At 42.9% G+C, this 22,983-nt stretch carries 24 protein-coding genes, 1 tRNA gene and 1 pseudogene; 17 read left to right on the top strand and 9 right to left on the bottom strand.

Annotated elements, in window-relative coordinates; all coding sequences use genetic code 11:
- The first annotated feature begins 10 nt into the window (after positions 1–10).
- The 3 genes from ANME2D_RS10865 to ANME2D_RS10855 all read left to right on the top strand — a co-directional run bounded on the left by ANME2D_RS10865 (position 11) and on the right by ANME2D_RS10855 (position 3,589).
- Positions 11–793, top strand: a complete 783-nt coding sequence (locus ANME2D_RS10865) for an enoyl-CoA hydratase/isomerase family protein (RefSeq protein WP_048091544.1) — start codon at positions 11–13, stop codon at positions 791–793.
- A gap of 7 nt (positions 794–800) precedes the next feature.
- Positions 801–2,909: a thioredoxin domain-containing protein gene (locus tag ANME2D_RS10860; protein WP_048091542.1), complete on the top strand. Its 2,109-nt coding sequence runs from the start codon at positions 801–803 to the stop codon at positions 2,907–2,909.
- Between the two features lie 107 nt (positions 2,910–3,016).
- Positions 3,017–3,589 (top strand): hypothetical protein, encoded by a 573-nt coding sequence (locus tag ANME2D_RS10855; RefSeq protein ID WP_048091536.1) that lies wholly within the window; start codon positions 3,017–3,019, stop codon positions 3,587–3,589.
- A 36-nt stretch (positions 3,590–3,625) separates the two neighbouring features.
- On the opposite strand, the gene ANME2D_RS10850 is transcribed toward ANME2D_RS10855, so the two are convergent.
- The 6 genes and pseudogenes from ANME2D_RS10850 to ANME2D_RS10825 all read right to left on the bottom strand — a co-directional run bounded on the left by ANME2D_RS10850 (position 3,626) and on the right by ANME2D_RS10825 (position 8,028).
- Entirely contained in the window at positions 3,626–4,024 is a 399-nt protein-coding gene (locus ANME2D_RS10850; protein ID WP_048091534.1) for a 30S ribosomal protein S6e, read from the bottom strand.
- A gap of 295 nt (positions 4,025–4,319) precedes the next feature.
- A pseudogene (locus ANME2D_RS10845) lies at positions 4,320–4,581 on the bottom strand (GxxExxY protein).
- 223 nt (positions 4,582–4,804) lie between these two features.
- Positions 4,805–5,188 (bottom strand): hypothetical protein, encoded by a 384-nt coding sequence (locus ANME2D_RS10840; RefSeq protein ID WP_157834072.1) that lies wholly within the window; start codon positions 5,186–5,188, stop codon positions 4,805–4,807.
- A gap of 5 nt (positions 5,189–5,193) precedes the next feature.
- Entirely contained in the window at positions 5,194–5,391 is a 198-nt protein-coding gene (locus ANME2D_RS10835) for a hypothetical protein (protein ID WP_048091528.1), read from the bottom strand.
- 107 nt (positions 5,392–5,498) lie between these two features.
- Entirely contained in the window at positions 5,499–7,163 is a 1,665-nt protein-coding gene (ilvD, locus tag ANME2D_RS10830; protein WP_048091526.1) for a dihydroxy-acid dehydratase, read from the bottom strand.
- Positions 7,164–7,470: 307 nt separating this feature from the next.
- Positions 7,471–8,028, bottom strand: a complete 558-nt coding sequence (locus ANME2D_RS10825) for a CBS domain-containing protein (RefSeq protein ID WP_048091525.1) — start codon at positions 8,026–8,028, stop codon at positions 7,471–7,473.
- Positions 8,029–8,139: 111 nt separating this feature from the next.
- On the opposite strand from ANME2D_RS10825, the gene ANME2D_RS10820 reads away from it, so the two are divergent.
- From ANME2D_RS10820 to ANME2D_RS10805, 4 genes are all read left to right on the top strand, one after another.
- Positions 8,140–8,766 carry an MBL fold metallo-hydrolase gene (locus ANME2D_RS10820; protein WP_048091523.1) on the top strand — a complete coding sequence of 209 codons (627 nt, stop codon included), beginning with the start codon at positions 8,140–8,142 and terminating at the stop codon, positions 8,764–8,766.
- A 76-nt stretch (positions 8,767–8,842) separates the two neighbouring features.
- A complete protein-coding gene (gene mer / locus ANME2D_RS10815; RefSeq protein WP_048091521.1) occupies positions 8,843–9,823 on the top strand; it encodes a 5,10-methylenetetrahydromethanopterin reductase in 981 nt (326 codons plus the stop codon).
- Position 9,824: 1 nt separating this feature from the next.
- Positions 9,825–11,174: a Coenzyme F420 hydrogenase/dehydrogenase, beta subunit C-terminal domain gene (locus tag ANME2D_RS10810; RefSeq protein WP_052368853.1), complete on the top strand. Its 1,350-nt coding sequence runs from the start codon at positions 9,825–9,827 to the stop codon at positions 11,172–11,174.
- A 1-nt stretch (position 11,175) separates the two neighbouring features.
- Positions 11,176–11,688 carry a nicotinamide-nucleotide adenylyltransferase gene (locus ANME2D_RS10805; RefSeq protein ID WP_048091519.1) on the top strand — a complete coding sequence of 171 codons (513 nt, stop codon included), beginning with the start codon at positions 11,176–11,178 and terminating at the stop codon, positions 11,686–11,688.
- 18 nt (positions 11,689–11,706) lie between these two features.
- On the opposite strand, the gene hisA is transcribed toward ANME2D_RS10805, so the two are convergent.
- Complete coding sequence (gene hisA / locus ANME2D_RS10800; RefSeq protein ID WP_048091517.1) at positions 11,707–12,420, bottom strand: 1-(5-phosphoribosyl)-5-[(5-phosphoribosylamino)methylideneamino]imidazole-4-carboxamide isomerase; 714 nt, start codon at positions 12,418–12,420, stop codon at positions 11,707–11,709.
- Between the two features lie 108 nt (positions 12,421–12,528).
- Between hisA and ANME2D_RS10795 the strand changes: the two genes are divergently transcribed.
- From ANME2D_RS10795 to ANME2D_RS10785, 3 genes are all read left to right on the top strand, one after another.
- Positions 12,529–12,602 (top strand) — tRNA-Val (locus ANME2D_RS10795).
- An 87-nt stretch (positions 12,603–12,689) separates the two neighbouring features.
- Positions 12,690–13,337 (top strand): RimK-like ATPgrasp N-terminal domain-containing protein, encoded by a 648-nt coding sequence (locus ANME2D_RS10790; RefSeq protein ID WP_052368884.1) that lies wholly within the window; start codon positions 12,690–12,692, stop codon positions 13,335–13,337.
- A gap of 13 nt (positions 13,338–13,350) precedes the next feature.
- On the top strand, positions 13,351–14,220 hold the full coding sequence (locus ANME2D_RS10785; RefSeq protein ID WP_048091515.1) for an ATP-grasp domain-containing protein: 870 nt from the start codon (positions 13,351–13,353) through the stop codon (positions 14,218–14,220).
- Here the strand turns inward: ANME2D_RS10785 and ANME2D_RS10780 are convergent.
- Together ANME2D_RS10780 and ANME2D_RS10775 are read right to left on the bottom strand one after the other, a co-directional pair.
- The gene (locus tag ANME2D_RS10780) at positions 14,215–14,661 is read right to left on the bottom strand and encodes a GNAT family N-acetyltransferase (RefSeq protein WP_048091513.1); all 447 of its coding nucleotides are present in this window, start codon (positions 14,659–14,661) and stop codon (positions 14,215–14,217) included. The two genes, ANME2D_RS10785 and ANME2D_RS10780, sit on opposite strands and share 6 nt — an antisense overlap.
- Positions 14,658–15,065, bottom strand: a complete 408-nt coding sequence (locus tag ANME2D_RS10775; RefSeq protein ID WP_241763357.1) for a DUF2111 domain-containing protein — start codon at positions 15,063–15,065, stop codon at positions 14,658–14,660. The genes ANME2D_RS10780 and ANME2D_RS10775 overlap by 4 nt, the downstream gene beginning before the upstream one ends.
- 131 nt (positions 15,066–15,196) lie before the next feature.
- On the opposite strand from ANME2D_RS10775, the gene ftsZ reads away from it, so the two are divergent.
- The 7 genes from ftsZ to ANME2D_RS10735 all read left to right on the top strand — a co-directional run bounded on the left by ftsZ (position 15,197) and on the right by ANME2D_RS10735 (position 22,696).
- Entirely contained in the window at positions 15,197–16,336 is a 1,140-nt protein-coding gene (gene ftsZ / locus ANME2D_RS10770; protein WP_081810242.1) for a cell division protein FtsZ, read from the top strand.
- 104 nt (positions 16,337–16,440) lie between these two features.
- Positions 16,441–17,397 carry an NOG1 family protein gene (locus ANME2D_RS10765; protein WP_048091509.1) on the top strand — a complete coding sequence of 319 codons (957 nt, stop codon included), beginning with the start codon at positions 16,441–16,443 and terminating at the stop codon, positions 17,395–17,397.
- Positions 17,394–17,666, top strand: a complete 273-nt coding sequence (locus tag ANME2D_RS10760) for a hypothetical protein (protein WP_048091507.1) — start codon at positions 17,394–17,396, stop codon at positions 17,664–17,666. The genes ANME2D_RS10765 and ANME2D_RS10760 overlap by 4 nt, the downstream gene beginning before the upstream one ends.
- 55 nt (positions 17,667–17,721) lie before the next feature.
- A complete protein-coding gene (ahbC, locus tag ANME2D_RS10755) occupies positions 17,722–18,918 on the top strand; it encodes a 12,18-didecarboxysiroheme deacetylase (protein ID WP_048091505.1) in 1,197 nt (398 codons plus the stop codon).
- Positions 18,919–19,387: 469 nt separating this feature from the next.
- Entirely contained in the window at positions 19,388–20,545 is a 1,158-nt protein-coding gene (locus ANME2D_RS10750; protein ID WP_048091504.1) for a hypothetical protein, read from the top strand.
- Between the two features lie 1,185 nt (positions 20,546–21,730).
- The gene (locus ANME2D_RS18050; RefSeq protein ID WP_157834069.1) at positions 21,731–21,964 is read left to right on the top strand and encodes a hypothetical protein; all 234 of its coding nucleotides are present in this window, start codon (positions 21,731–21,733) and stop codon (positions 21,962–21,964) included.
- A 528-nt stretch (positions 21,965–22,492) separates the two neighbouring features.
- Positions 22,493–22,696 carry a hypothetical protein gene (locus ANME2D_RS10735; RefSeq protein ID WP_048091498.1) on the top strand — a complete coding sequence of 68 codons (204 nt, stop codon included), beginning with the start codon at positions 22,493–22,495 and terminating at the stop codon, positions 22,694–22,696.
- The last annotated feature ends 287 nt before the right edge of the window (positions 22,697–22,983 follow it).

Here is a 22,983-nt window from a genome sequence, read left to right as displayed (position 1 = left end):
GAGGGGTACTATGAGTGCAGGAAATGAGCATGAACATATAGTGACAGAGAGAAAAAAAGAGATTGGAACTATTATTTTGAACCGGCCTGAGGTTATGAATATACTGGATGCAAAAACACTAAAGGAGCTTGGAGATTCACTTACTGATCTTGAGAAGGATAAACAGATAAGAGCTATAATCATAACAGGAGGTAAAACCTTCAGTGCAGGAGTTGATATTAGAGTACTGAAAGACAAAGATCCCAATGGGGCAGAGGCCTTGTCCAGGCTCGGTCACAGGATCTTCAACCAGATAGAGAATATGGAAAAGCCTACAATTGCGGCAGTCAGCGGTTATGTCCTGGGAGGTGGATGTGAAATGGCCCTTGCCTGCGATATCCGTATATCAGGAGAGAATGCAAGAATTGGCCAGCCTGAAGTGAAAATCGGTATTATTCCTGGTTTTGGAGGCACTCAGAGGCTTACAAGACTTGTGGGCATAGGAAAAACAAAGGAAATGATCCTGACCGGCAGGACTGTAGGTGCAAAAGAGGCTCTCTCTATCGGGCTTGTCAACATGGTTGTAAAGGATGAAGAACTGATGGATAATGCTGAGAAAATGGCGCAGGTTCTGGCACAAAAAAGCCCGATAACCATCAAAATGGCTAAAGATCTGATAAATAAAAACCAGGATATAGGTAGAGGGCTTGAGATGGAGATTAATTACTTCTCCGAGTGCTTTGCCTCCCAGGATCATATAGAAGGTATGAACGCCTTTATTGAGAAGAGAACTCCCCGGTTTAAAGGAGAGTGAGGATTAAATGATATATAAAACCGAACAACCTGAAGTGGAAAGAAAACCGAACCGTTTAATATATGAAAAAAATCCGTATCTCCTTCAGCATGCATATAATCCCGTGGACTGGTATCCATGGGGACAGGAGGCATTTGAGAAGGCAAAGAAAGAGGATAAACCGATTTTTCTATCCATCGGATATTCTACCTGCCACTGGTGCCATGTTATGGAGAGGGAATCCTATGATGATGAAGAAGTGGCAAGGCTGATAAATGATGCATTTGTATCCATAAAGGTCGATCGTGAGGAGAGGCCGGATATAGATAGTACCTATATGAGAGCCTGTCAGGCATTGATCGGCAGCGGGGGATGGCCTCTTAACATAATACTTACCCCTGATAAGAAGCCCTTTTTTGCTGCAACATACATCCCAAAGGAGAGCATATTTGGAAGAACCGGGATGCTGGAACTGATACCGAGGATCAAAGATCTCTGGGAGAAGAACAGGGATGAGGTAGAAAAAACGGCCATGAAGGTCACTTCATCAATCAGGGAAGTATACAGAGGCAAGCCTGGAGAGGAGCTTGATAAAGATGTATTCAATATGGCTTATGAGCAGCTTTTGACAATGTTTGATGAGCAGCATGGCGGCTTTGACGATGCTCCAAAGTTCCCGACACCCCATAACCTCCAGTTCCTTCTCCGTTACTGGAGACGTACAAGAGATATAATAGCCCTTCGGATGGTGGAGCGGACACTTACAGGTATGCGTATGGGTGGCATCTATGACCATATCGGCTTTGGTTTTCACCGCTATTCTACTGATTCAAAATGGCTTGTGCCACATTTTGAAAAAATGCTCTATGACCAGGCACTGATCGCAATGGCATACATAGAGGCCTACCAGGCTACTAAAGACGAAGAATATGGAAGAGCAGCCAGGGAGATATTTACCTATGTACTGCGGGATATGACATCTCCAGAAGGGGGATTTTATTCAGGTGAAGATGCCGATAGCGAAGGCGTTGAGGGGAAGTTCTACGTGTGGACAGAGAACGAGATAAGAACGGTACTGGGGGAAGAGAGCGACCTGGTAAAGAGAATATTTAATATTGAGGAGGAGGGGAATTTCAGGGAAGAGGGGAGATTAACAGGGAAAAATATCCTGCACCTGACAGGATCTCTCTCTGAGATCGCCTCTGATCTTAAGGTCCCGGTGGATAAGCTCCAAAAGCTGCTGGATGATGCCAGGCTGAAACTATTCACTGCCCGTGAGAGGCGCATTCATCCTGGTAAGGATGATAAGATCCTGGTTGACTGGAATGGATTTATGATCGCTGCCCTATCAAAGGGTGCGCAGGTCTTTAATGAGCCTGCGTATGCTGACGCTGCACAGAGAGCAGCCGATTTTATCCTTGAGAACATGCATGACTCAAGAGGACGATTATATCATCGGTACAGGGATGGTGAGCTTGCAGTACCTGCTTTTTTGGATGACTATACCTCCCTTATCTGGGGATTGATAGAGCTTTATGAGACCACGTTTAAAGTACGTTACCTGCAAACAGCGCTTGACCTCACCACTGATCAGATCACACACTTCTGGGATAATGAGCACCTGGGTTTTTACCTTACCGCAGATGATGCCGAGGAAGTCATTGTCCGCAAAAAACAGATCTATGACGGTGCTCTACCATCAGGCAACTCGGTAGCAATGCTGAACCTGCTCCGTCTGGGCCGAATGACTGCCAATCCCGAATTAGAGATGATGGCGATGCAGATCGGACAGGCATTTTCACACAGTATTCAACAGGTGCCATCAGGATATACCCAGTTTATGGTGGCGCTTGATTTTGCAATCGGGCCTGCAAGTGAAGTGGTTATAACAGGCGATTCACAGGCTAATGATACAAAAGCAATGCTGGCAGCTTTAAGACAGGAGTTTATACCAGATAAGATAGTGGTCTTCCGTCCAGGAGAGATCGAACTGCCAGAGATCATCCGTTTAGTTGAATATACCAGGTACCTCTCAAGCACTGATGGAAGAGCTACAGCGTATGTATGCCAGAATTATAGCTGCAAGCTTCCAACCACTGATACAGGGAAGATGCTTGAGCTGCTGACCACGCCGTGACCTGAAAGGGGATCATATGCTCTAAATAAAACAAGTAGTTTTAATACTATGTGACTCCATTATAATCTGTGCGTAAATACTTTGCGCATAAATTATGGAGGTTAGGGATGAGAAAATTGTATATGTTAGCATTTGCTCTCATGGTCTTGCTTTCGATGACCATGGGCGCACTGGCACTGGAGTCAAAGACAATCTATCGACAAAATGGCGCCTCGGCATCGGCAGAGTGGTCAGAGACTGTCGGTAATGTAGATACTTATACATATCTGTCGGTCTTTAAGACCAATGATGGAACTGATATCTACACATCTATCTGTACGTACATGGAAGGCAGCTATTCCTGCAAGTGGGGTTACAAATTCACCCAGGAGTCTGTCTTCAACATAGATAATAAATTAAAATCGGCAACACTCTCTGATGTGCAGGTGGATCTCTACGATTGGGATACTTATACAGTAGAAACAGTAACCGTCAAGGTCGTGTGGACTGGTGTGGGTGATGTTACTAAGGGAAGCTACAAATCAATATCAAAATATGGTGATTACATAGGCAAATACAGTGACCGTTCAACCTTCAGTGAGGCTACAGCCACAGGGTCGATTAATGACCAGGAACTTGGAACCAGCGACTTCGGCACTTTGATCAAATTCAAGTCTGCCTATATGTCAATGGAGAAGTAGGCGCAGAACGCCTGCTTTTATTTTTGCTCTATTGTTCTATTCCGCTTTCTCTTCTTTTTTCGGGAAGATCTCACTTAGCGGCTTTTGGCCGTATTCAACAATAACAGCATTGATCTGGGAAATATCAGATGATATCTCACGCCCGCGCATGGTTTTTCGTCTCCTGACCCCCTTTGCCTTCGGGTGATATCCCACACCGCCTGCAACCAGGATCTTTCTTCTCCCCGGCCCTGGTAGATCTCCCCTCATCGGAAAACCATCTCTATCAGTTCCGCCTGTCAGCTTGATCATATATCCACCCAATCCCACTGCATCTCCGCCTACTGTATCTCCTATGCTCTTACCAATCAATTTATTAGCCGCTGTTCCAGAGACCACTACCTGGTATGCCTGTGCAGTCTTACTATCCGAAACTATTACTCTGAAATCTACCATTCTTTTGCTCCTGAGTTAATAATGATATATTCTGTATGCCAGAACATTATATGATTCTTGACTTACTTGCAGTTAATATACTTAAATTTATCTTTTAGAGAAAGTCATGCGATCCATAGCGTCAAGTTAGTCTTGTAAGGTGACAAAATAGACATATCGAGGTATAACATGACTTTCAGACAAATATTTTTTCAATATATTAAATTAGACAATCTTAACTGATAACAAAATCAACCGGAGTTCTAACAGTTCGTATTAGTTCGTTGTTTTTTATTAATATATATTTTTATTATTTTTAAATTAAATTTGGTATCCGTTCAATGTCCACTGTATTTCTTTCTCTGCTAAAGTTAACTAAAACTCCAAGTTTAATCCCTGTCGCTTTCAGATAATTCAAAAATCGGGAATTGTTGCTTGACTATGAAACCTCTATCTTCAAGTTCAATTTTTAGAGCGTTTTCGTATACCTTTTCTAAGAATCCAAGACCAAGTTCAATTTTTATGGCTATACACGCTGATTTTATGTCATAAAATTCTTGTTTATATATTAATTCCATCATATCCCTCTGTACAAGATAAACAACGAACTAAAACGAACTGAACGAACTCTTTTATCAGAGATTTCCAGTTCAGGCCAGTATTATTTCATTTTCAATTGAAATCGAATGCTACAGACGTATATCTAATACAATATTAATTCTAAATCTTATTTAATAATGCCAAGCAGAGTGAAAGTGCTTGATATTTTAACAAATATAGAAAAAAAAGTAAAATGTTATGTTACAATACAGTCCCGCTGACCTCTGTGCTTGAGCCCATCATAGAACCCATCATAGAGCCCATACCAGAACCCATATCAGCGCAGTGGTCTGCTTCTGCTGGTTCGGTATTCTCTGCTGACCTCTTGTTGTTGTTCATCATCTTACTGCAGCCAGCCTCCATTGAGCTTCCACCTGCAGCATTCATCATGCTTTCGCATGCTCCCGACTGCATCATCTGCCCCGGGCAGTCCTCTGTCATACTCTCCATCATCTCTGGAGTACATTCATGGTTCTCAGCATTCTTTGTTTTCTCGCTGCCCGTATTCTGTGCCAGTGCGACAGCAGCCCCGAATACCAGCAATATCCCGAGAATTCCGGTAACTAATATTGTCTTCTTCTTCATATTTTTCATCTCCCTGTGAAATACCACATTGCTATGAATACAATGACCATAAGTACCAGGTGCAGCCACATACCCGTGCCACTGCCGCAGCAACCGCCACCGTGGATTTTCTCTTTCTCAGCGGGATTATTCAAATTGCCAGGCCTACCTGCTTTTACATCTTTATCTGTTTCTTTAGGTTGACTTGATTCACAGCAATCCATTTTTAAGTTCTCCTTATGTATCTCTAAGTGCTATCTATATTGATTTGTGTTTCGCTTTAGATTTGGAAAATTTTCTGCTGAATTAATTTTATAATTTTAAGTATAACCTATAAAATAATTGCACCCTTATCACCCGAACCTACCTGTTTCTGGTAGCGTGCAAGATAGCCCTTTGTAACTCTTGATGCAGGAGCTTTCCACATCTTTCTTCTTTTCTCTAATTCTTCCTGTGAGACCTTCAGGCTCAATACCCGTGCGGGAATATCTATCTCAATGGTATCGCCATCATGAACAAGAGCTATAGGCCCTCCCTCGGCCGCTTCCGGGGATACATGGCCTATGCATGGCCCCCTTGTTCCGCCTGAGAACCGACCGTCTGTGATGAGCGCCACTGAATCGATCAGTCCCATGCCGGCTATAGCAGCAGTCGGGGAGAGCATCTCGCGCATCCCTGGCCCTCCTTTTGGACCCTCATAGCGTATGATTATGCAGTCGCCAGATTTGATCTTATTTTCCATTATAGCCCTCATTGCAAGCTCCTCGCTGTCAAAGACACGGGCAGGCCCGGAATACCTCTGCATCTTCTGGCTAACTGCCGTCTGTTTTATCACCGACCCGTCTGGCGCCAGGCTTCCGCGCAGCACAGCTATACCTCCCTCTGCGTGCACCGGTGAATCAGGTGTGGCTATAATCTCTTGATTGGTACGGGGGTTTATGATTATGTACTCCCTGAGATTCTCTCCAAGGCTTTTTCCTGTTACCGTCATAACATCAAGATTGAGCCTCTCCTGCAGCCGCTGCATTATAGCATGAACGCCTCCTGCACGCTCAAAATCGATAAGGTATCTGCTTCCCCCCGGCCTTAGATTTATCAGGTGCGGGGTCTCTTTGCTTATCTCATCGAACCTCAAGAGCGGAAGATCAAGTCCGAATTCAGCCGCTATAGCGGGAAGATGAAGCGCAGTATTCGTGCTTCCTCCGATTGCCATATCTATGCGAATTGCATTATCAAACGACTCTTCAGTAACAATCCGTCCTGGTTTTATCTCTTTTTTCACGAGCTCAAGTATCTTCATACCCGATTGCTTTGCTATCCTTATCTTTCTGGCATCCACAGCATGGGCTGTACCGCATCCGGGCAGGCTCATGCCAAGTGCCTCTGTCACGCATGCCATTGTATTGGCAGTAAAGAGTCCGGCGCATGAACCTGCTCCACAGCATGCATAGTCCTCAAGGTTCTTCAGATCCTGATCTGTGAGCTTATTGCTCCTTCTCGCTCCAACGGCCTCGAATAATGAGATCACATCCCGCGGCTCATCCCCTACTATGCCTGGCATCATAGGCCCTCCTGTGACCACAATCGCCGGGATATCAAGCCTTCCTGCAGCCATCAGGTGACCGGGTACGATCTTATCACAGGTAGGTATCATGACCATACCATCAAACTGGTGCGCCTCAACCATGAGTTCGATACTGTCTGCTATTAATTCCCTGCTCGGAAGCGAGTTCTTCATGCCCGTGTGTCCCATTGCTATGCCGTCGCATATCCCGATAGTGTTGAACTCAAATGGAACACCACCTGCCATGCGTATTCCGGCTTTTACTGCATCTGCAAGCTTATCAAGATGGATATGCCCTGGGATGATCTCATTCCATGAATTTACCACTCCAATGAACGGAAGGTTCATCTCTTCATCAGTAAGCCCGACTGCTTTTAATAAAGACCTGTGCGGGGCACGTTCAAGTCCTCTCTTGATATTATCGCTTCTCATATGGTCTGCTAGATGTTATCAATTATTTTAAATATTCTGCTCTATAAGAAAGACTTATTAAAAGATAAAATGTAAAATAATTAAAATTTTGCTGTAGCCTAACACTAACTCAGAAATTTCACCCACTGGCTCATGCCGCTGTCCATCCTGTAACCCATGTGTTAGGCGCTTTCGCGTGTACCGCATTGGGGTTGTCTGTACGGTCATCGATCTGGCGTTGCCGTTCTCCCGCAAGGACCTATCAACACGATTTATCCAGAGTTCGTAGTTCCGGATATCACTATATTAATTTATGAGTATTTAGGGTTTACCCCCTCAGCATCCTCATGATATCGTGTTTGGTCACGACACCTATGACCTTTCCTCTCTCAAGCACGAGCACAGCAGGATTCTGCTCAAGTATTCTTGATACTGTATTTGTATCAGTCGTTTGTGAGATGGTCGGGAACGAGTCATCCATGATATTCTGAACAAGGAGATGTGATACTTTTCTTATATCCTGATCTGTCATTGAGCGCACGATCTGGTCTGTGGAGATGCTGCCTACAGGTACCCCGTTATCGATAACAGGCATCTGGGAAAAACCATGTTCTTCCATAATCCATGCTGCTTCCTCTATCGAATCCCCTGAACTTGTATGTATCACCGGTGAATGCATTATATCCCTGACCAGGATCCTCTCTTTTCTGGCTGAATCAAAGGCGTTGAATATCTTGCGAAGGGTAGAGAGCCTTGGGTCGACATCTCCTGATTCTATACGCGCAACGAGAGGCTGGCTTACACCTGCTCTGGATGCGAGTTCATTCTGGGTAAGGTTCAGCTCAAGCCTTATTTTTCTCATGTCATCAGGTGTGGGTAGGAACATATTATTACTATGAGTAATAAGTTATATATTAATATTACTATAGAGCATAATCTTCTGTTAACCTGTTCCTTTTTGCATACTTTTAAATTATCTCACAGTGTAGAGGCTTATATGAAGATCATAAAACTGAATGGTTCCCCGTATGATGCAAATGCATACCTTGTGGATGATTCTATACTCATAGATGTAGGTATGGATGCACGCTCTGTAATCACCGAACTTGAGGGATATATCCAGATCGGGGATCTTGAGACGATCATACTTACCCACTGCCACTATGATCATACAGGTGGTGCAGGAGACGTTGCAAGAGCATCTGGTGCAAAAATAGCCATACATAAGGACGACGCCCCTCTACTTGGCAATGCAAAGGCAAGTGCATCTATTATGTTTGGGAGAAGTACTCCATCCATTACTCCTGATATCCTGCTAAAAGGCGGCGAGTTTTTCGGAGAGCTTGAGATCATACATACACCAGGACATACTCCTGGCTGCATCTGCCTGTATAATGCACACTCAAAGGTTCTTTTCTCAGGAGATACGGTATTCCAGGATGGAAGTTTCGGGCGCACAGACCTCTACGGTGGAAGCACACAGCAATTGATTGAATCTATAAGAAAATTAACACTTCTGGATGTTAGCATTATGTACCCGGGACATGGGGATATCGTGGAAGAAGATGCCGGTGAGCAGATCAAGATGTCATTAATGATGGCCAGCCAGTTCCTGGATATGTGATATTATGCAGAACAAAACCAATATGCTTTTAAATAAGAAAAGACGATTGACCTTTGAAAAATTATAGGAGAAATATATGTTTGGTATCGAATTTGTACCGGCTGACCCTGTTCTGAAGCTTGCATATTACACAAAGCTTGCTGAGGAGAACGGGTTCGATAATGTATGGATAACTGACCACTACAATAACAGAGATGTATACACTACACTTGCTGTACTTGCGTTAAACACCAACAGGATTAAACTGGGAACAGGTGTGACGAACCCTTACACAAGGAATATTGCAATAACAGCTCAGAGCATTGCTGCGATAAACGAGATATCCGGAGGTCGGGCAGTACTCGGTATAGGTCCGGGTGATAAAGCTACCTTTGATGCCATGGGAATAGAGTGGGTAGAACCTATGACTACCATCAGCGAGAGCATAACTGCACTCAGGGGATTCTTAAGCGGAAAGAAGGTCTCACAGCAGGGAAAACGGGTGAAGATAGGGGGCGCAAAAATGGCTTTTAAGACAGGAAATATACCCATCTATATGGGGGCACAGGGCCCTAAGATGCTTGAGCTTGCGGGTAAGGTCGCAGATGGCGTACTCATAAACGCGTCCCATCCAAAAGACTTTGAATTTGCGATAAAACAGATAGCCGCTGGTGCAAACGCGGCAGGCAGAGATCCAAAGAGCATCGATGTCGGAGCATATGCATGTTTCTCAATACACAAGGATGCACAGAAGGCAAAAGGCGCAGCCAAGGTAGTTGTGGCATTTATTGTTGCAGGCTCACCCGATACAGTTCTTGAGAGGCATAATATTGATATAGGTGCAAAGAAAAGTATTGGTGATGCTATAGCCAAAGGAGACTTTGCAGGATTGAATAATCTTGTCACTGATAGTATGATAGATGCATTCTCCATATGCGGGACACCTGATGATTGCAAGGCAAAAGTAGAAGCATTGAAGAAGATCGGTGTCACGCAGATTGTTGCAGGCTCTCCTATAGGCCCGGATAAAGAAGCAGCAATCAAGTTAATTGGCAAAGAGATAATCGGAGGAAAATAAAGTGCTTACAGAGTCGGACAGCAATGTCCCAAATCCCCCTGTATCGAGGGGGATCCCTAAAACGAACCAATCTAACGTTCTCACAAGACTGGGAGATATGCATGCCCCCAATGTAGGGCTCCCAAAAATTGCAGATGTAGCAGAGTATAATTACTGCTCCTCCTGCGGTACATGCGAGGCTATATGCCCTGTAAATGCACCTGTGGTCAGAAGAGAACCGGTTGATATCTCCAGAGAAAAGAACAATTACAGAAAAATGGAGTTGAAAACAGAGGCTCTTTTCAGGGGGATCAACCCCTTCAGGGCAGAGGTGAGCCCATGCGTACAGTGCTACGCATGCGAACGTGTATGCCCGATACTCGATGGTTTTCCTGTTGATGAATTTAACAATATAAGGTCCATGAGGGCAGGGAAGAGCAGGACGCTCCACGGCCAGGATGGCGCTGCGGTTTCACAGATATTGAAATCACTTCTTGAGCAGGGTGAGATCGACTGTGCTATCGGTGTTGTCAGGAACGATAGATGGTCGACAAAGTTATTCACGTTCACCAGTCCAGAGGATGTGGTCAAGGCAGGCGGGACAAAATATACCTATCAGCCTGTTGTAGCTACCATGCGTGATATACACAGGGCATATGCTGGCAGTGCCGAGTCACCGCTCATTTCGCCTGATGGTTCTATGCAAGATGCAGCAAGAACATATGTTGAACCGATCAAAAATATCCTGAAGAGATATAAGAAAGTGGCTCTGGTAGGAGTTCCATGCCAGGTGCACGGGGCACATCTGTTCAGGGAGAATTTCAACAGGATAGAATTAATAATAGGTCTCATCTGCATGGAGAGTTTCTCAGAGGAGATCATGTTCTCAGAGGTTGTACCGAAGATCATGGGAGTGGATATCAGGGATGCTGTCAAGATGAACTTCCACAAAGGGAAATTCATTGTTGAGACCACTAAAGAGACAAAGGAAGTGCCTATTAAAGATGTGGCTCCAATGGCACGGAAGGGGTGCCACTTCTGCTGTGATTATACTTCCTATTATGCTGATATATCAGTGGGTTCTGTAGGCTCTGATGATGGATGGAGCACCATATTCGTAAGAACAGAAACCGGTGAGAAGTATCTAAACAAGGTTAATGATATCGAATACACAGATAAACCCATAAACCTGGACATGGTTAAAAAACTCACCGATATGAAGCACAAGCATAATAAGTGGGACTGGCGCGGGTTTATGAAAGAAATATGGAGCCGTGACTCACCACCCAGGCCATGGGGTCGGGAGAGGCTTGAGAAGATCCCTCCTCCTGAGATCGAAAAAGAGACAAAACCAGTAAAATCTAAAGAGTAATATGCACCGCGGAATTTACCTGGGAAGATTCCAGCCATACCACATGGGGCATCATCAGGTCATAAAACAGATAGCGCATGAGGTAGATGAGATCATAATCGGTATTGGCAGTGCCCAGATAAGCCATGAGATAGAGAATCCCTTTACAGCAGGTGAGCGCGTACTTATGGTATCAAAAGCCATCGAAGAATTCGATATAAAGCATTACGTGATACCTATTGAGGATATACAGCGCAACTCGCTATGGGTACCACATGTAAAATCCATGGTTCCGCCGTTTCAGATTGCATACACCAACAACCCTCTTGTGATAGAGTTGCTCAGCGAAGCCGGAATACAGGTCAAGCAATCACCACTGTTTAGACGAAATCACTATTCAGGCACAGAGATCAGGCGAAAGATGCTTGAGGGCGATAGATGGGAGCATTTCGTCCCTGAGAATGTTGTTGAGATCATCCGGGAGATCGATGGTGTAAATAGATTAAGAGCAATCGCCCAGTCAGATCAGGAATAAGAAAAATTTACCGTGTTATTATTCCAACCTGAGCGCCTGATGCAGCGTGAACTTTCCCACATAGAGGGCAGCGCCCACCACAACACCGGATGCACCTGTTCTTTTGATTGCTTCTATATCAGATAGCGTAGTAATTCCGCCTGAAGCTATTACCGGGATCTTAAGCGCCCGCACAAGTTCTTCTGTTGGTTTGGGGTTTACGCCTCTTAGCAACCCCTCTGTATTGATATCAGTGAATAGTATGCTCCCTGCCCCTGATCCCTCGAATTTTTTACCAAGCTCTACTGCAGTAGAAGTGGAGTATTTTGTCCAGCCGTGGGTGGTTACCCTGCCATCTCTTGAATCGAGGGCAACCATGATGCGCTCACCTCCAAACTCGCAGGCAAGCTCCTCAACAAGATGAGGATTATTTATGGCAGCAGTCCCCAGGATCACCCTGTCCACGCCGATGTCCAGAAGTGCGGCAGCATCTTCCTTTGATCTGATCCCCCCACCGACCTGCGTTTCGATGTTAAAATCTTTTACTATAGACTCGATCATGGCGCTGTTTAAGCGATGCCCATCTATGGCGCCGTCAAGGTCGATAAGATGCAGCACACTGGCACCCTCGTTTACCCAGCGCGCAGCAATACCGAGCGGGTCATCAAGGGATACGCGTTCCGTGCCTGGAATGCCCTGGACTAAGGATACGCATTTTTTATTTTTCAGATCTATGGCAGGGATTATTTTCATCAGGAACCACTTCTTTTATCTATCGACACTATGGCGCTGCAGGAGATAATAATTTCTCCAGGATGCTGCCAAAAAACTATATACCACGAACGACATTTAAGCCCCAGAGGGCCCGTGGTCTAGTCGGTTATGACATCGCCTTTACACGGCGGGGATCCTGAGTTCGAATCTCAGCGGGCCCATATAATAGGTTTCAGAAGAAACATACCTTATCACTCGTTACTTATATATACTCAGCCATAATGTTAAAACAGCGGACTGATATCTTAATGATTATAGTCAGCGAAAACGAAGATGAGACCGACTCTAGTCCGTTATTTTTTTTAAGGCAACCAGTAGACGACAGCGTACTTAATATCAACAGCGATTACCGTTATTTGCGGATGGGATATTATGTATCTGCGCATGCTGAAACCTTTGGAGTAGATGTCACACCAGGCTGTACAGAGATAATGGATGCATACAGAAACCCGCTCTTAATTGAGAAAGCAAGAAGATATGGCCTGATTACCAGTAGTTACAGGCTGGTAACAAAACCAAAGGACGACCTAAATCTAAGTGTCCCGGTCATGTTATTTGCGGTAAACCCTTTCACCAATAACTCGATGAGGATCGTGAGATCTGGCTCAAGACTGCCTGGAATGATAAAAAAAATGAGCATGGATGCCAGGTTTCCTGTATCAATTCATCCTGTGAAGGGTAAGGTACTTGAGATAGTTCAGATGTTCGGGGAATCAACCAATGATGAAACATCTGAATTCACAAAGAGGTTCTTTGATGTGTTTAATATTCCCATATGTAAATTAATAGTACAGATACATGATGGTAATGTTATTTTGAACCATTGTGAACCCGCTTTGGAAAAAGAGGTGAAGTGGGATATTGTTCATGATAAGGTACATAAGATAAAAACTTAGACCTGGTTGATCTATGAAAATAGCATGTTTTGTAGAAGCATATAACTTTGATGCTCTGATATCAGAGCGCAATGCTCTTCTGGAGTTTAAATCGACTGCGGAAGCGATGGGACATACATTTGAATTTATCTTTAAGGAGGATATTACAAGGATACAGGAGTATGATTCACTGTTTATAAGGGCTACAACGGACCCTAATAACTCGGCGTACATCATCTCACGGCTTGCAGAACAGGCCGGGCTAAAGGTGATTGATGATCCGCACTCTATCAGGATATGCTCAAATAAGGCAATCCTTCATGACCTTTTCTTGAAAAACAATATCCCTTCACCGAAATCTCTTCTGTTTACCGGTGATTATTCAAGAGAATCTCTTGACAACATATTCAATACCCTTGGATCGCCTGTCATAATCAAGACGCCTTATACAAGATTCTCATCCCATGTTGAGAAAGCAAGCAATGAAACAGAATTTATCGAGATCTCAAAACGTTTCCTGAGGAAATCAAAGATCCTGATACTTCAGGAGTATATCCAATCAGATTTTGATTGGCGCGTGGGCATCCTTCAAAATAAAGTACTCTATCTGTGCAAATACTGTTTTCCAGGGGGCGGCTGGAAAGTAAAATCAAAGATAAATGGAAAAAATAAATGGGGTGATACGATCCCGGTACCGAGGGAATGCATATCTTCGGAATTAAAAGAGATCAGTATAAATCTATCAAAATGTGTTGGTGATGGTCTCTATGGCCTTGACGTAAAAGAAACAAAAGACGGCTATAAAGTTATCGAAATAAACGATAACCCCAGTATCTATCACGGGTATGAGGATACTGTGGACAAGGACATCTACGAAAAAATAATCAATGCACTGGTATCATAACCTTTTAACAAGATGCACTGCATCTTCACCATTTTTATAATAATTTTTAAGCATCTTATCTATGTAAAAATCCTTTGAATAGTATAAATCCTGGGCTGCTCTATTGTTAACCTCTACCTCAAGGGTTACTTTCTCAGTCCCCCTCTCTTTTAAAAGTTTCAGGGCTGTATCCATAAGCAAACTACCTATGCCACTGCGCCGGTATCCGGGGTGCACATTCAGTGAATAGATCCTTGCATGGGAGATATGGGCTCTCAATAGAATAATAACAGACCCGATGATCTTTCCATCAACTGACACGACTATAACTAAGGATTTAGCTCTGAGTAATAGATATTCAAGCTGCTTTTTATTAAAAGTATCTTCTTTAAAACATATATTCTCAAGATCCACTAGCTCGGGTAAATCCTCTTTTTTTGCAAGACGAATGTGCTGTTTCAAGGTACTGACATGCGCGCTCTTAAGCAATCCTGCACCTGATTTACAACCTCAGGGTAATCACTAAATACAAGCCCCAAATCTACGGTACCTACCACATCCACTATACCTATGGCGGCAATTCCATAGCCCTCTTTATTCCTTATCGGGGCTACAACTACAGGAATTCCTGTATATCTGCCGTTTGTAGGGATTGTACGGATGATCTGGTTCTCTTTTAGTACCTGCTCCAGTACAGGGCCTGTATAGTTATCGTCAAGGATTTTTCCTTTCTCGATTCTGACACCCTTTTTATTGAGACTTCTCATTGTGACCGGAAGCCCTAAAAGTTCATGCACTGCCATTGCAAAAGGAGCTACCTCTCTGGCATCTGAATCTGCTGAGATCTGTATTTTGGTGTAATCCATGTTCATGTTAATGTTTTACGTCTTATAATATATAATTTATTATCCTGCTGATTGGTAACTTGAACCTGTATATCATCATTAAATAAAAGAATTTAAATACTAACAAGGCAACTTAATACTGGAGGCTGATTATGACTAGAGAAGAATTATTGGAGAAAGTAAAGACTGCACGTCCATCTGTTACCGTTGTTGGTCTTGGTGGTGCGGGCTGCAATATCGCTACGTGGATAGCTGAAAAGAAACTTGCCGGCGGTAAAATAATCGCGGCCAATACAGATGCACCGCATCTTAGTACAATGACAAGGGCAGATAAGATCATATTACTCGGTGAAAAGCTGTGTAAAGGGCACGGCTGCGGAGGATTCCCTGAGAGAGGTGCTGAGGCGGCAAGAGAGAACCTGGATGAGATCAGGGAAGAGCTGAAGGGCAGCAACCTTATGTTCCTTGTGGCAGGACTGGGAGGAGGATCAGGTACAGGCGCGATACCAGTTTTTGCAGAGGCTGGAAGAGAAGCAGGTGCGCTCACCATTGCATGCGTAACCATACCGTTCACCATTGAGATGATAAGACGTGAGAAGGCGCGGAATGCCATAAAGGAACTTGCAGAGAACTGCGATTCAATAATCGTGATAGATAATTCAAAGCTCAGGGAAGTAGCAGGCAACCTTCCGCTAAAAGAGGCTCTGGCCGTTGCAAATGCACTTGTGGGTTCGTTTGTTAAGAATCTAACTGATACCATAACCCAGCCAAGCCTTGTGAATCTTGATTATGCAGATCTTCGTGCTGTGATGGAACGCGGGGGAATATCGGCCATCGGAATTGGTGAAGGTAATGGTGAGAACCGCATAGAAAAATCGGTCTCTCAGGCGCTCTCAACCCCTCTTCTTGATATTACCGATATATCGACTGCATATGGTGTTATGATACACATAGTCGGGGGTGAGGACATGACCCTTGATGAAGTGGCCATAGCAGGAGAACAGATAATGCAGAAGGTTCCATATACAAAACGCGTGATATGGGGAGCCAAGGTAGACCCGGCATTGACCGGCAGCGTCCGCGTTATGTCTGTTCTCACAGGAGTCACATGTCCATTCCTGAGCGGTGAGATCAAGGAGACAGCGAAAGCACCAGTACAGGTACCTAAAGAAATCCCTGTGGAGATCATAAAACCGATCCGTGAAGCTATGGAACACATGGCAAAGGCCCAGGAAGTATCATACCTGAATGAAAAAATACACAAAGCTGCAGTGCTAAGTAAAGAGAAGTAGCTGTTAGCTGGATTTCGCAGAAGATCGATAGGATCTGCATCTTATTAACAAGTTTTTTCCTTTATTACATAATCATTTTATCTATCCACCGCATCTTTAGTCCAATGATTTTTGAAAAAATCCCCACAGTGCCTACATCAGAGGAACTTCTCGATAAAGCCTTCAGACGCGCTGCCAGGGCAAAACACGGAAAGAGAATTCTGGATCGAAAGACCAAACTGGATGCCGAAGAATCTATGCTGCTTACAGCAGCAAACATACTCAGTGATAATCTTACAAGCATAGTCAGGAAATTCCCGAGCTTTGACCAGATGCCGCCTTTTTATCTTGAGCTTGCCGATGTACTTGTAGGTATCGAGGAGTTAAAAATGAACCTTGCCTCTATCCAGTGGGCGGGAAATAAGATAAAAGAGATATCAAGAAGATATGTGGGCATGATGCGCAACAGCGAGGATGCAAAAGTAGTACGCAAGCAGGCATTCGGCAGGATATCCTCAATTGTGGACAGCATCGATGGCAACCTGCGATTCCTGAACGATGCGCGAAATAAGCTGCGTAAACTTCCGGATATCGGGGAGGGGCCGGCAATCGTGGTGGCAGGTTACCCGAATGTGGGAAAATCCAGCTTTGTGGCTCTCATCAGCAGCGCAAGACCTGAGATCGCTTCATACCCTTTTACCACGAAAGGACTGGCTGTTGGACATTTCACAAGGGGCGGGATACGGTACCAGGTCATTGATACACCTGGACTGCTTGACCGCCCTCTTGAGGAGAGGAACGAGATCGAGCTTCAGGCAATTTTAGCCTTAAAGCATGTCGGAGGGGCCATTTTATATATAATCGACCCGTCTGAGACCTGCGGTTATACCCTCAGAGAGCAGATGCACCTGCTGGATGGGATAAAAAAAGAGTTCGGGATACCTATGCTGGTTGTGGCGAACAAGATAGATATAGCAGAGCCGGTCGAGAACGCGGATATGAGCATGTCCACGCTGACCGGCGAAGGTGTGGATGCAGTTCTCAACAGGCTTGTGGGGATGTTAACTGAAGGTAAACAATGAGCAGATTCATAATAGATGATAAAGCTGTCGAATTTATTAAGGAGACCCTGAAAAAAGAGGATGCTCAGGCAGTGCGTATATTTATAAGCGGCGGGGGATGCTGCAGGCGGCTTGAGATCATACCTGTAAAAAAAGCGCTTTCAGGTGATGCTACCTATACCCGGGGCGGGATCACAGTACATATAGAAAAAGGTCTTGTAGATAACGCATCTACTGTAGAGATCAATTTTGATGAACAAAAAGGATTACTTATTAACCTGTATGAATAAGATAGATATCAGATAAATTGATTCGTAATAACTCGAATAATACAGGTGAATAAAGATGATAGGTATCTCAAAGCTTTACTGTGGAATAGTTGAACCATCAGATGCCCTCAGATACGGGCGCGATTCAGGCAAACTCCCTTCCCATCTGCTTCAGTTCTCAAAGGATAAAAAACCGGTTGTGGTCTGGAATATGACCCGGCGCTGCAACCTGCGCTGCATCCACTGCTATGCGCAATCCAGGGACATTGAGTATAAAGGTGAACTCACCACGCAGCAGGGCATGGAACTAATAGATGATCTTGCACGGTTTGGCGCACCTGTGATACTCTTCTCAGGCGGTGAACCGCTCATGCATCCTGATCTGCCTCTACTTGCCCAGTATGCACGATCAAAAGGAATGCGCGCCGTGATATCAACAAACGGCACTTTGATCGATAAAAAAATTGCAAAAATCTTAAAGGAGATCGGTCTTTCCTATGTGGGCGTATCACTTGACGGCATGAGAGAGACAAACGACAGGTTCAGGGGCATGGATGGCGCATTTGATGCTGCATTACAGGGTATGCGCAACTGCATTGAAGAAGGCATCAAGGTGGGTTTGCGTTTTACTATCAACAGGAAGAACGTACGTGATGTCCCTGCCATATTCGACCTTCTAGAAGAGGAGAAGATCCCGCGCGTCTGCTTCTACCACCTTGTATATGCCGGGCGCGGCTCAGGACTGGTAAAAGAAGACCTGAGCCACGAGGAGAGCAGAAAGACGCTTGACCTTATCATGGAGAGGACAAAGGCCCTTCATGACAGGGGCTTCCCGATTGAGGTATTGACAGTTGATAACCACTGTGACGGCCCGTATATCTACTTCCGCCTTCTAAAAGAGAATCCTGCCCGCGCCGGGGAAGTATTCGAACTCCTCCAGATGAACCAGGGCAATTCATCAGGCATAGGGATAGGCTGTGTCTCATGGGACGGCTCGGTCCATGCTGATCAGTTCTGGAGGCATTATTCATTCGGAAATGTAAAGGAACGAAAGTTTAGCGAGATCTGGACAGATCTGAGCAATGAGCTCATGGCAGGGCTCAAGAACAGAAAGCCTCTCATAAAGGCTAACGCTGACAGGTGCGCAAGGTGCAAATGGTTCGATATCTGCAACGGGAATTTCCGCGTGCGTGCGGAGGCGATATACGGTAATGTCTGGGCAGATGACCCTGCGTGCTATCTCACAAAAGAGGAGATCGGGTATGATGGGTGAATTCCGAACACAAGAACCTCTGGAATCCGCCTCTTAGCCTGAAAGCCTTTTTTTCTTTATGCGCGCGGTCTATTAAAATGGCTGGCTATTGCACATAATCCTTGTCATATTCCCGAATGGCTGAAATTACTGCGTATCTTTGGTTTGTCAGGTAGTTTCTTCCGGGCTACTCGAAGCGCATTTCTTCAGTGCGAGGACGAATGTCCGGAGCAAGCGCCGACGGTTATCTGCTCAGCCGGGGAACTCACTGCCACGGCAGCCCAGGCTCACGGCATGATGTTCGATATCAATTATTTTTGAGCGCTTCCATATATGCGTTCATCTTTCGCTTTGATAAAAAGTTGTTCTGGGTTTATGAGCATGAGTGAGACCATGGACGAAGTATTATTCAGCATTTTTCATATAGTCAATATAGTTATATATATGTACTGTGCTATATTAATTTAAATTATGAAGTAAAAGGATTAAAATGTCTGAATTTTTAGATTTTATTTTGGAGATTATAAATTATTTTCCAAAATCTGAACCACTGCTGTTATTTCCTACAGTTATAGCGATTATTGTAGGTTCATTTTCGTATTTTGGATTTTTTTATAATTTTTATCGGCCTAAATTACCAGAAAAAACCTTTTTAAATTTTCATGGTATGATTTTTATTTTTGGGTATCTTTTTACTTTTTTCTGGTTTACAAAATATTTGATTTTTCCTATCTTACCTGATCGTGTGCTTCTTGTTTCTTCAATTATTATGATATTAATAATCTTTTATTTATTTGATTTTAAAATCTCATTGATATTAATAATAATTGTAGCAATATTATCAGTTCTATTTGGATACACTGATTATTATAAATTAGTAATTATAGATAAAGCAATATCCATAATTACAATCGCTGTGACTTTCGTTTACATTACGTTGGTTGTGCTTTCGAGTGTAAGAAAATGCGATGTAGCAGAAAACTCTTTAGAATACAAGAGTCTATATGAGCTGGAGTGGTTTTCCAAGTATCTGACCCTTGAATCATTACAAGAAATAAATATAAAAAGCAGTAAAGTTAGCACATCTTTAATTTCATATTTCGAAAAGCAGGGGAGAATCTATAAAGAGATTGGGAAAAAGATTTATAATAATATTAAAGAGAATGCCGAAAAAGCCTCTAAAATTCCAGAGTCTGGGCAAGAGATATCAAATACAGAGAGTTATTTCGTAAATAAATCGAAATTATCTATTTTAAAAGAACTCGGTCATTTATTATTGGATTTATTAATATTTGGTCCTCCAAAGCTTATATTGTTACTCATTCTTGCTTATTTAAATCTTTCAATTAAAAACTTGTCTCTAACTCTTGGAATATTGGTATTTTCATCTATTTTCATTGCATTAACTTTGATATCAATGGAGAAAGGAATTTCAGCAGATATATTCAGATATGCTAGAGTTATCATTAAAAGAGATGCAAGTGGTAAAGGACCAAAGAGCATGGATGGCAGAATTAAAAGAATGGATAAAGAAGCGGTGCAACTTTTGGTTAAACATCCAGATAAAAGTATCCACTTGGAATACATTCCCATGGACAGCATAATACATATTGAATTGATTAAAAGGCCTAGATCTTTTGGAAAATAAAACTGAAAAGTTAAAGCCCAGTTACATGGGAAAACATAGCGTTATGGGAACTCTTTAGACGCCGTGCACCTGAATTTCAGCATTTCAGGAATGGTTTGTTTATCCATCGCCTCTGTGAGCATAAGATTTTTTCTGCAACAATCACTATACCCCGTACATGCTCTTAACTCCTCCCGAAGTTGTTATCGTGGGTAGGCGCACATTCGCTTTTGCGTGCTCCCTTTAGGGCGGAGGGCAGTCCTCATGATTGATTTGATGGCTCCATCTTGGCTCATATATAATAATTGACCATCAAGAAATCGGTGCGAGAGGTTCACTTGCAGTAGGAGAAGAATAAATATGGGGATTGATTACCCATAATCCATTTGATAAGCAGTGGAATTTGAAAAATTGATATTTTATTTATAACACTATTCTTATTCCTATGGTTTTTATATATAAAAATACCTTAGAGAATCTTAGTGATATAATGACATTAGAATTTACAATTAAAATGAATGAACATGGGTTGTTTGATATGAATGTTAAAGCAATTGTAGACTCGGATTCGAATTTAATTCCTTTTCAATACGAGAATCCTGATAAGGAGTTTATAGATTGTACTTATACTAACCTCGATCAAAAAGGTATTCAAAAACAAATAGAAGAGATAATAGACGAGAATAAATGGTATTAGATTCCTTTTACACTGGATTTAGAGAGGATTTATGAGTTTATATATAACAATAACAAGAAATCACAAAGCATCATTTAATTTGGTGGCCGATAGAGTTATTCGTGATGGTGGTACCATTAAGATTGAACACAATGAAAAATTGACGAAAAAACAACTTATTGAACAAATAACAAAGTTATTTAATGAAGAGAAATGGCCGCATACCGGAAAATTTAGTCCAAAAAATGAATATGATTGTAAGGTTGGATATTGTTCGAATTGTTGTCAGAGTAATATACATTATTGTCATTATTTTCCCATAAGAAAATATATTCAATTAACAGATCCACATTTCATATCTTATGAAGGATGAGATTGCATAAATTTTAGACTACCGGCCTTGCTATCGTTCTCCACCTATAAAGCTTTCGTAGTGAGGGTCATGAACCCCAGAGCCACCATGCCCACATGCCCTATCAGCTCTCTCGCCCAGTATTCAATAGGAATACTACACAGTGCGGCGAAACAGCATGAATAGCTATGTTCATCCCTATCGGGTCATGCGCTTGAGCGGTATAAATTGCTCAGAGAGCGGTGCGAAAGTTACGGGCACCACGATGAACCGTGATCCATCAGCATTGATGCCCAATGGTATGGCATCTCTATGGGTTGTCTGGATATTTATGTTTCATTCAGGCGCAGCCGATAGGCTCACCGCAAAGATTAATACTTCTGTGCTTTGCGCTCTTTGCGTCCTGGTATGAAAAAGTTCAATCTATATCGCATCTTAGACTCAGATGGGGTTCAGCTAATATAAACACCGAACTGGTACGAACTCGATACGAACTCGGGCTGATGAGTTCGTTTAAGTTCGTTTTGAGTTCGTTGTTAATCGTCTTTTTCATTGTTATCTATAAACCACAGTTCATGGCTAACTTTGCGGTGATTTATTCGATGAAGATTGCATGTTCATTGGTCATCGGTTAAGGAGGATAATTGGCTTTAGGCTCATGTTTTTGAACAAATCCAAGGATATAGGCAAGAAGTGCCAAATATTGAAATACGCACCTATTGCAGCAGTGTATCAATTATAATCTTGTTAGTGAGTTTATGGATTTCAATTGATTTATCACGATTCTTCTCTTAACCGATGACGTATGATTGCATGTTAGATTAGCGGATGATCTCGGTGCAATCATAAAATTTAAACGGCGCATTCTTTTCAGGTAGAAAAGAGATGGAAAATGACAAAATAGAGTTATTTTTATGTAATTGATTATCAATTATTCAATATGTCTGAGGCAATAAACTCAAAAGAGATTTTACATGAATTAAGGGCTATTAGAGAAGATCTTGATTATATTAAGAGCCACATGGTAGACATTGACTCAATTCTAACAGAAGAGGATTATCTCTCTTTGCAGGAATACAGAAAAGAGAAAGCTTCTGACATACTTACTTCTCACGAGGATCTTAAGAATGAATTGGGAATATGATTTTCGGTATTAAATATTCAAGGCAAGCGGTCAAATTTCTAAAATCTCTTGAAATTTTCGACATTTATCGAGAAAAGGGGACACAAAAGAAGTAGTCGGGCCGGGATCAATTCCAGTCCCTCCACTTAGGCCAGCTTTCCTGCAATCCTTCCTTAAAACCATGGCAGATCAGGATAGTATAATGCTCATAACGCATCGCATAAGGGTGCCCTACCTCCTCACTCTAGGAGAATTCGAATCATGACAACTTCAACTCATGGACATGTTCAGTACATCAATCCCGATAA

Source organism: Candidatus Methanoperedens nitratireducens, assembly GCF_000685155.1.
GTDB classification, from domain to species: domain Archaea; phylum Halobacteriota; class Methanosarcinia; order Methanosarcinales; family Methanoperedenaceae; genus Methanoperedens; species Methanoperedens nitratireducens.
Note: the sequence above shows the minus strand (reverse complement) of the source record. Positions and strands in the feature narration are given on the sequence as shown.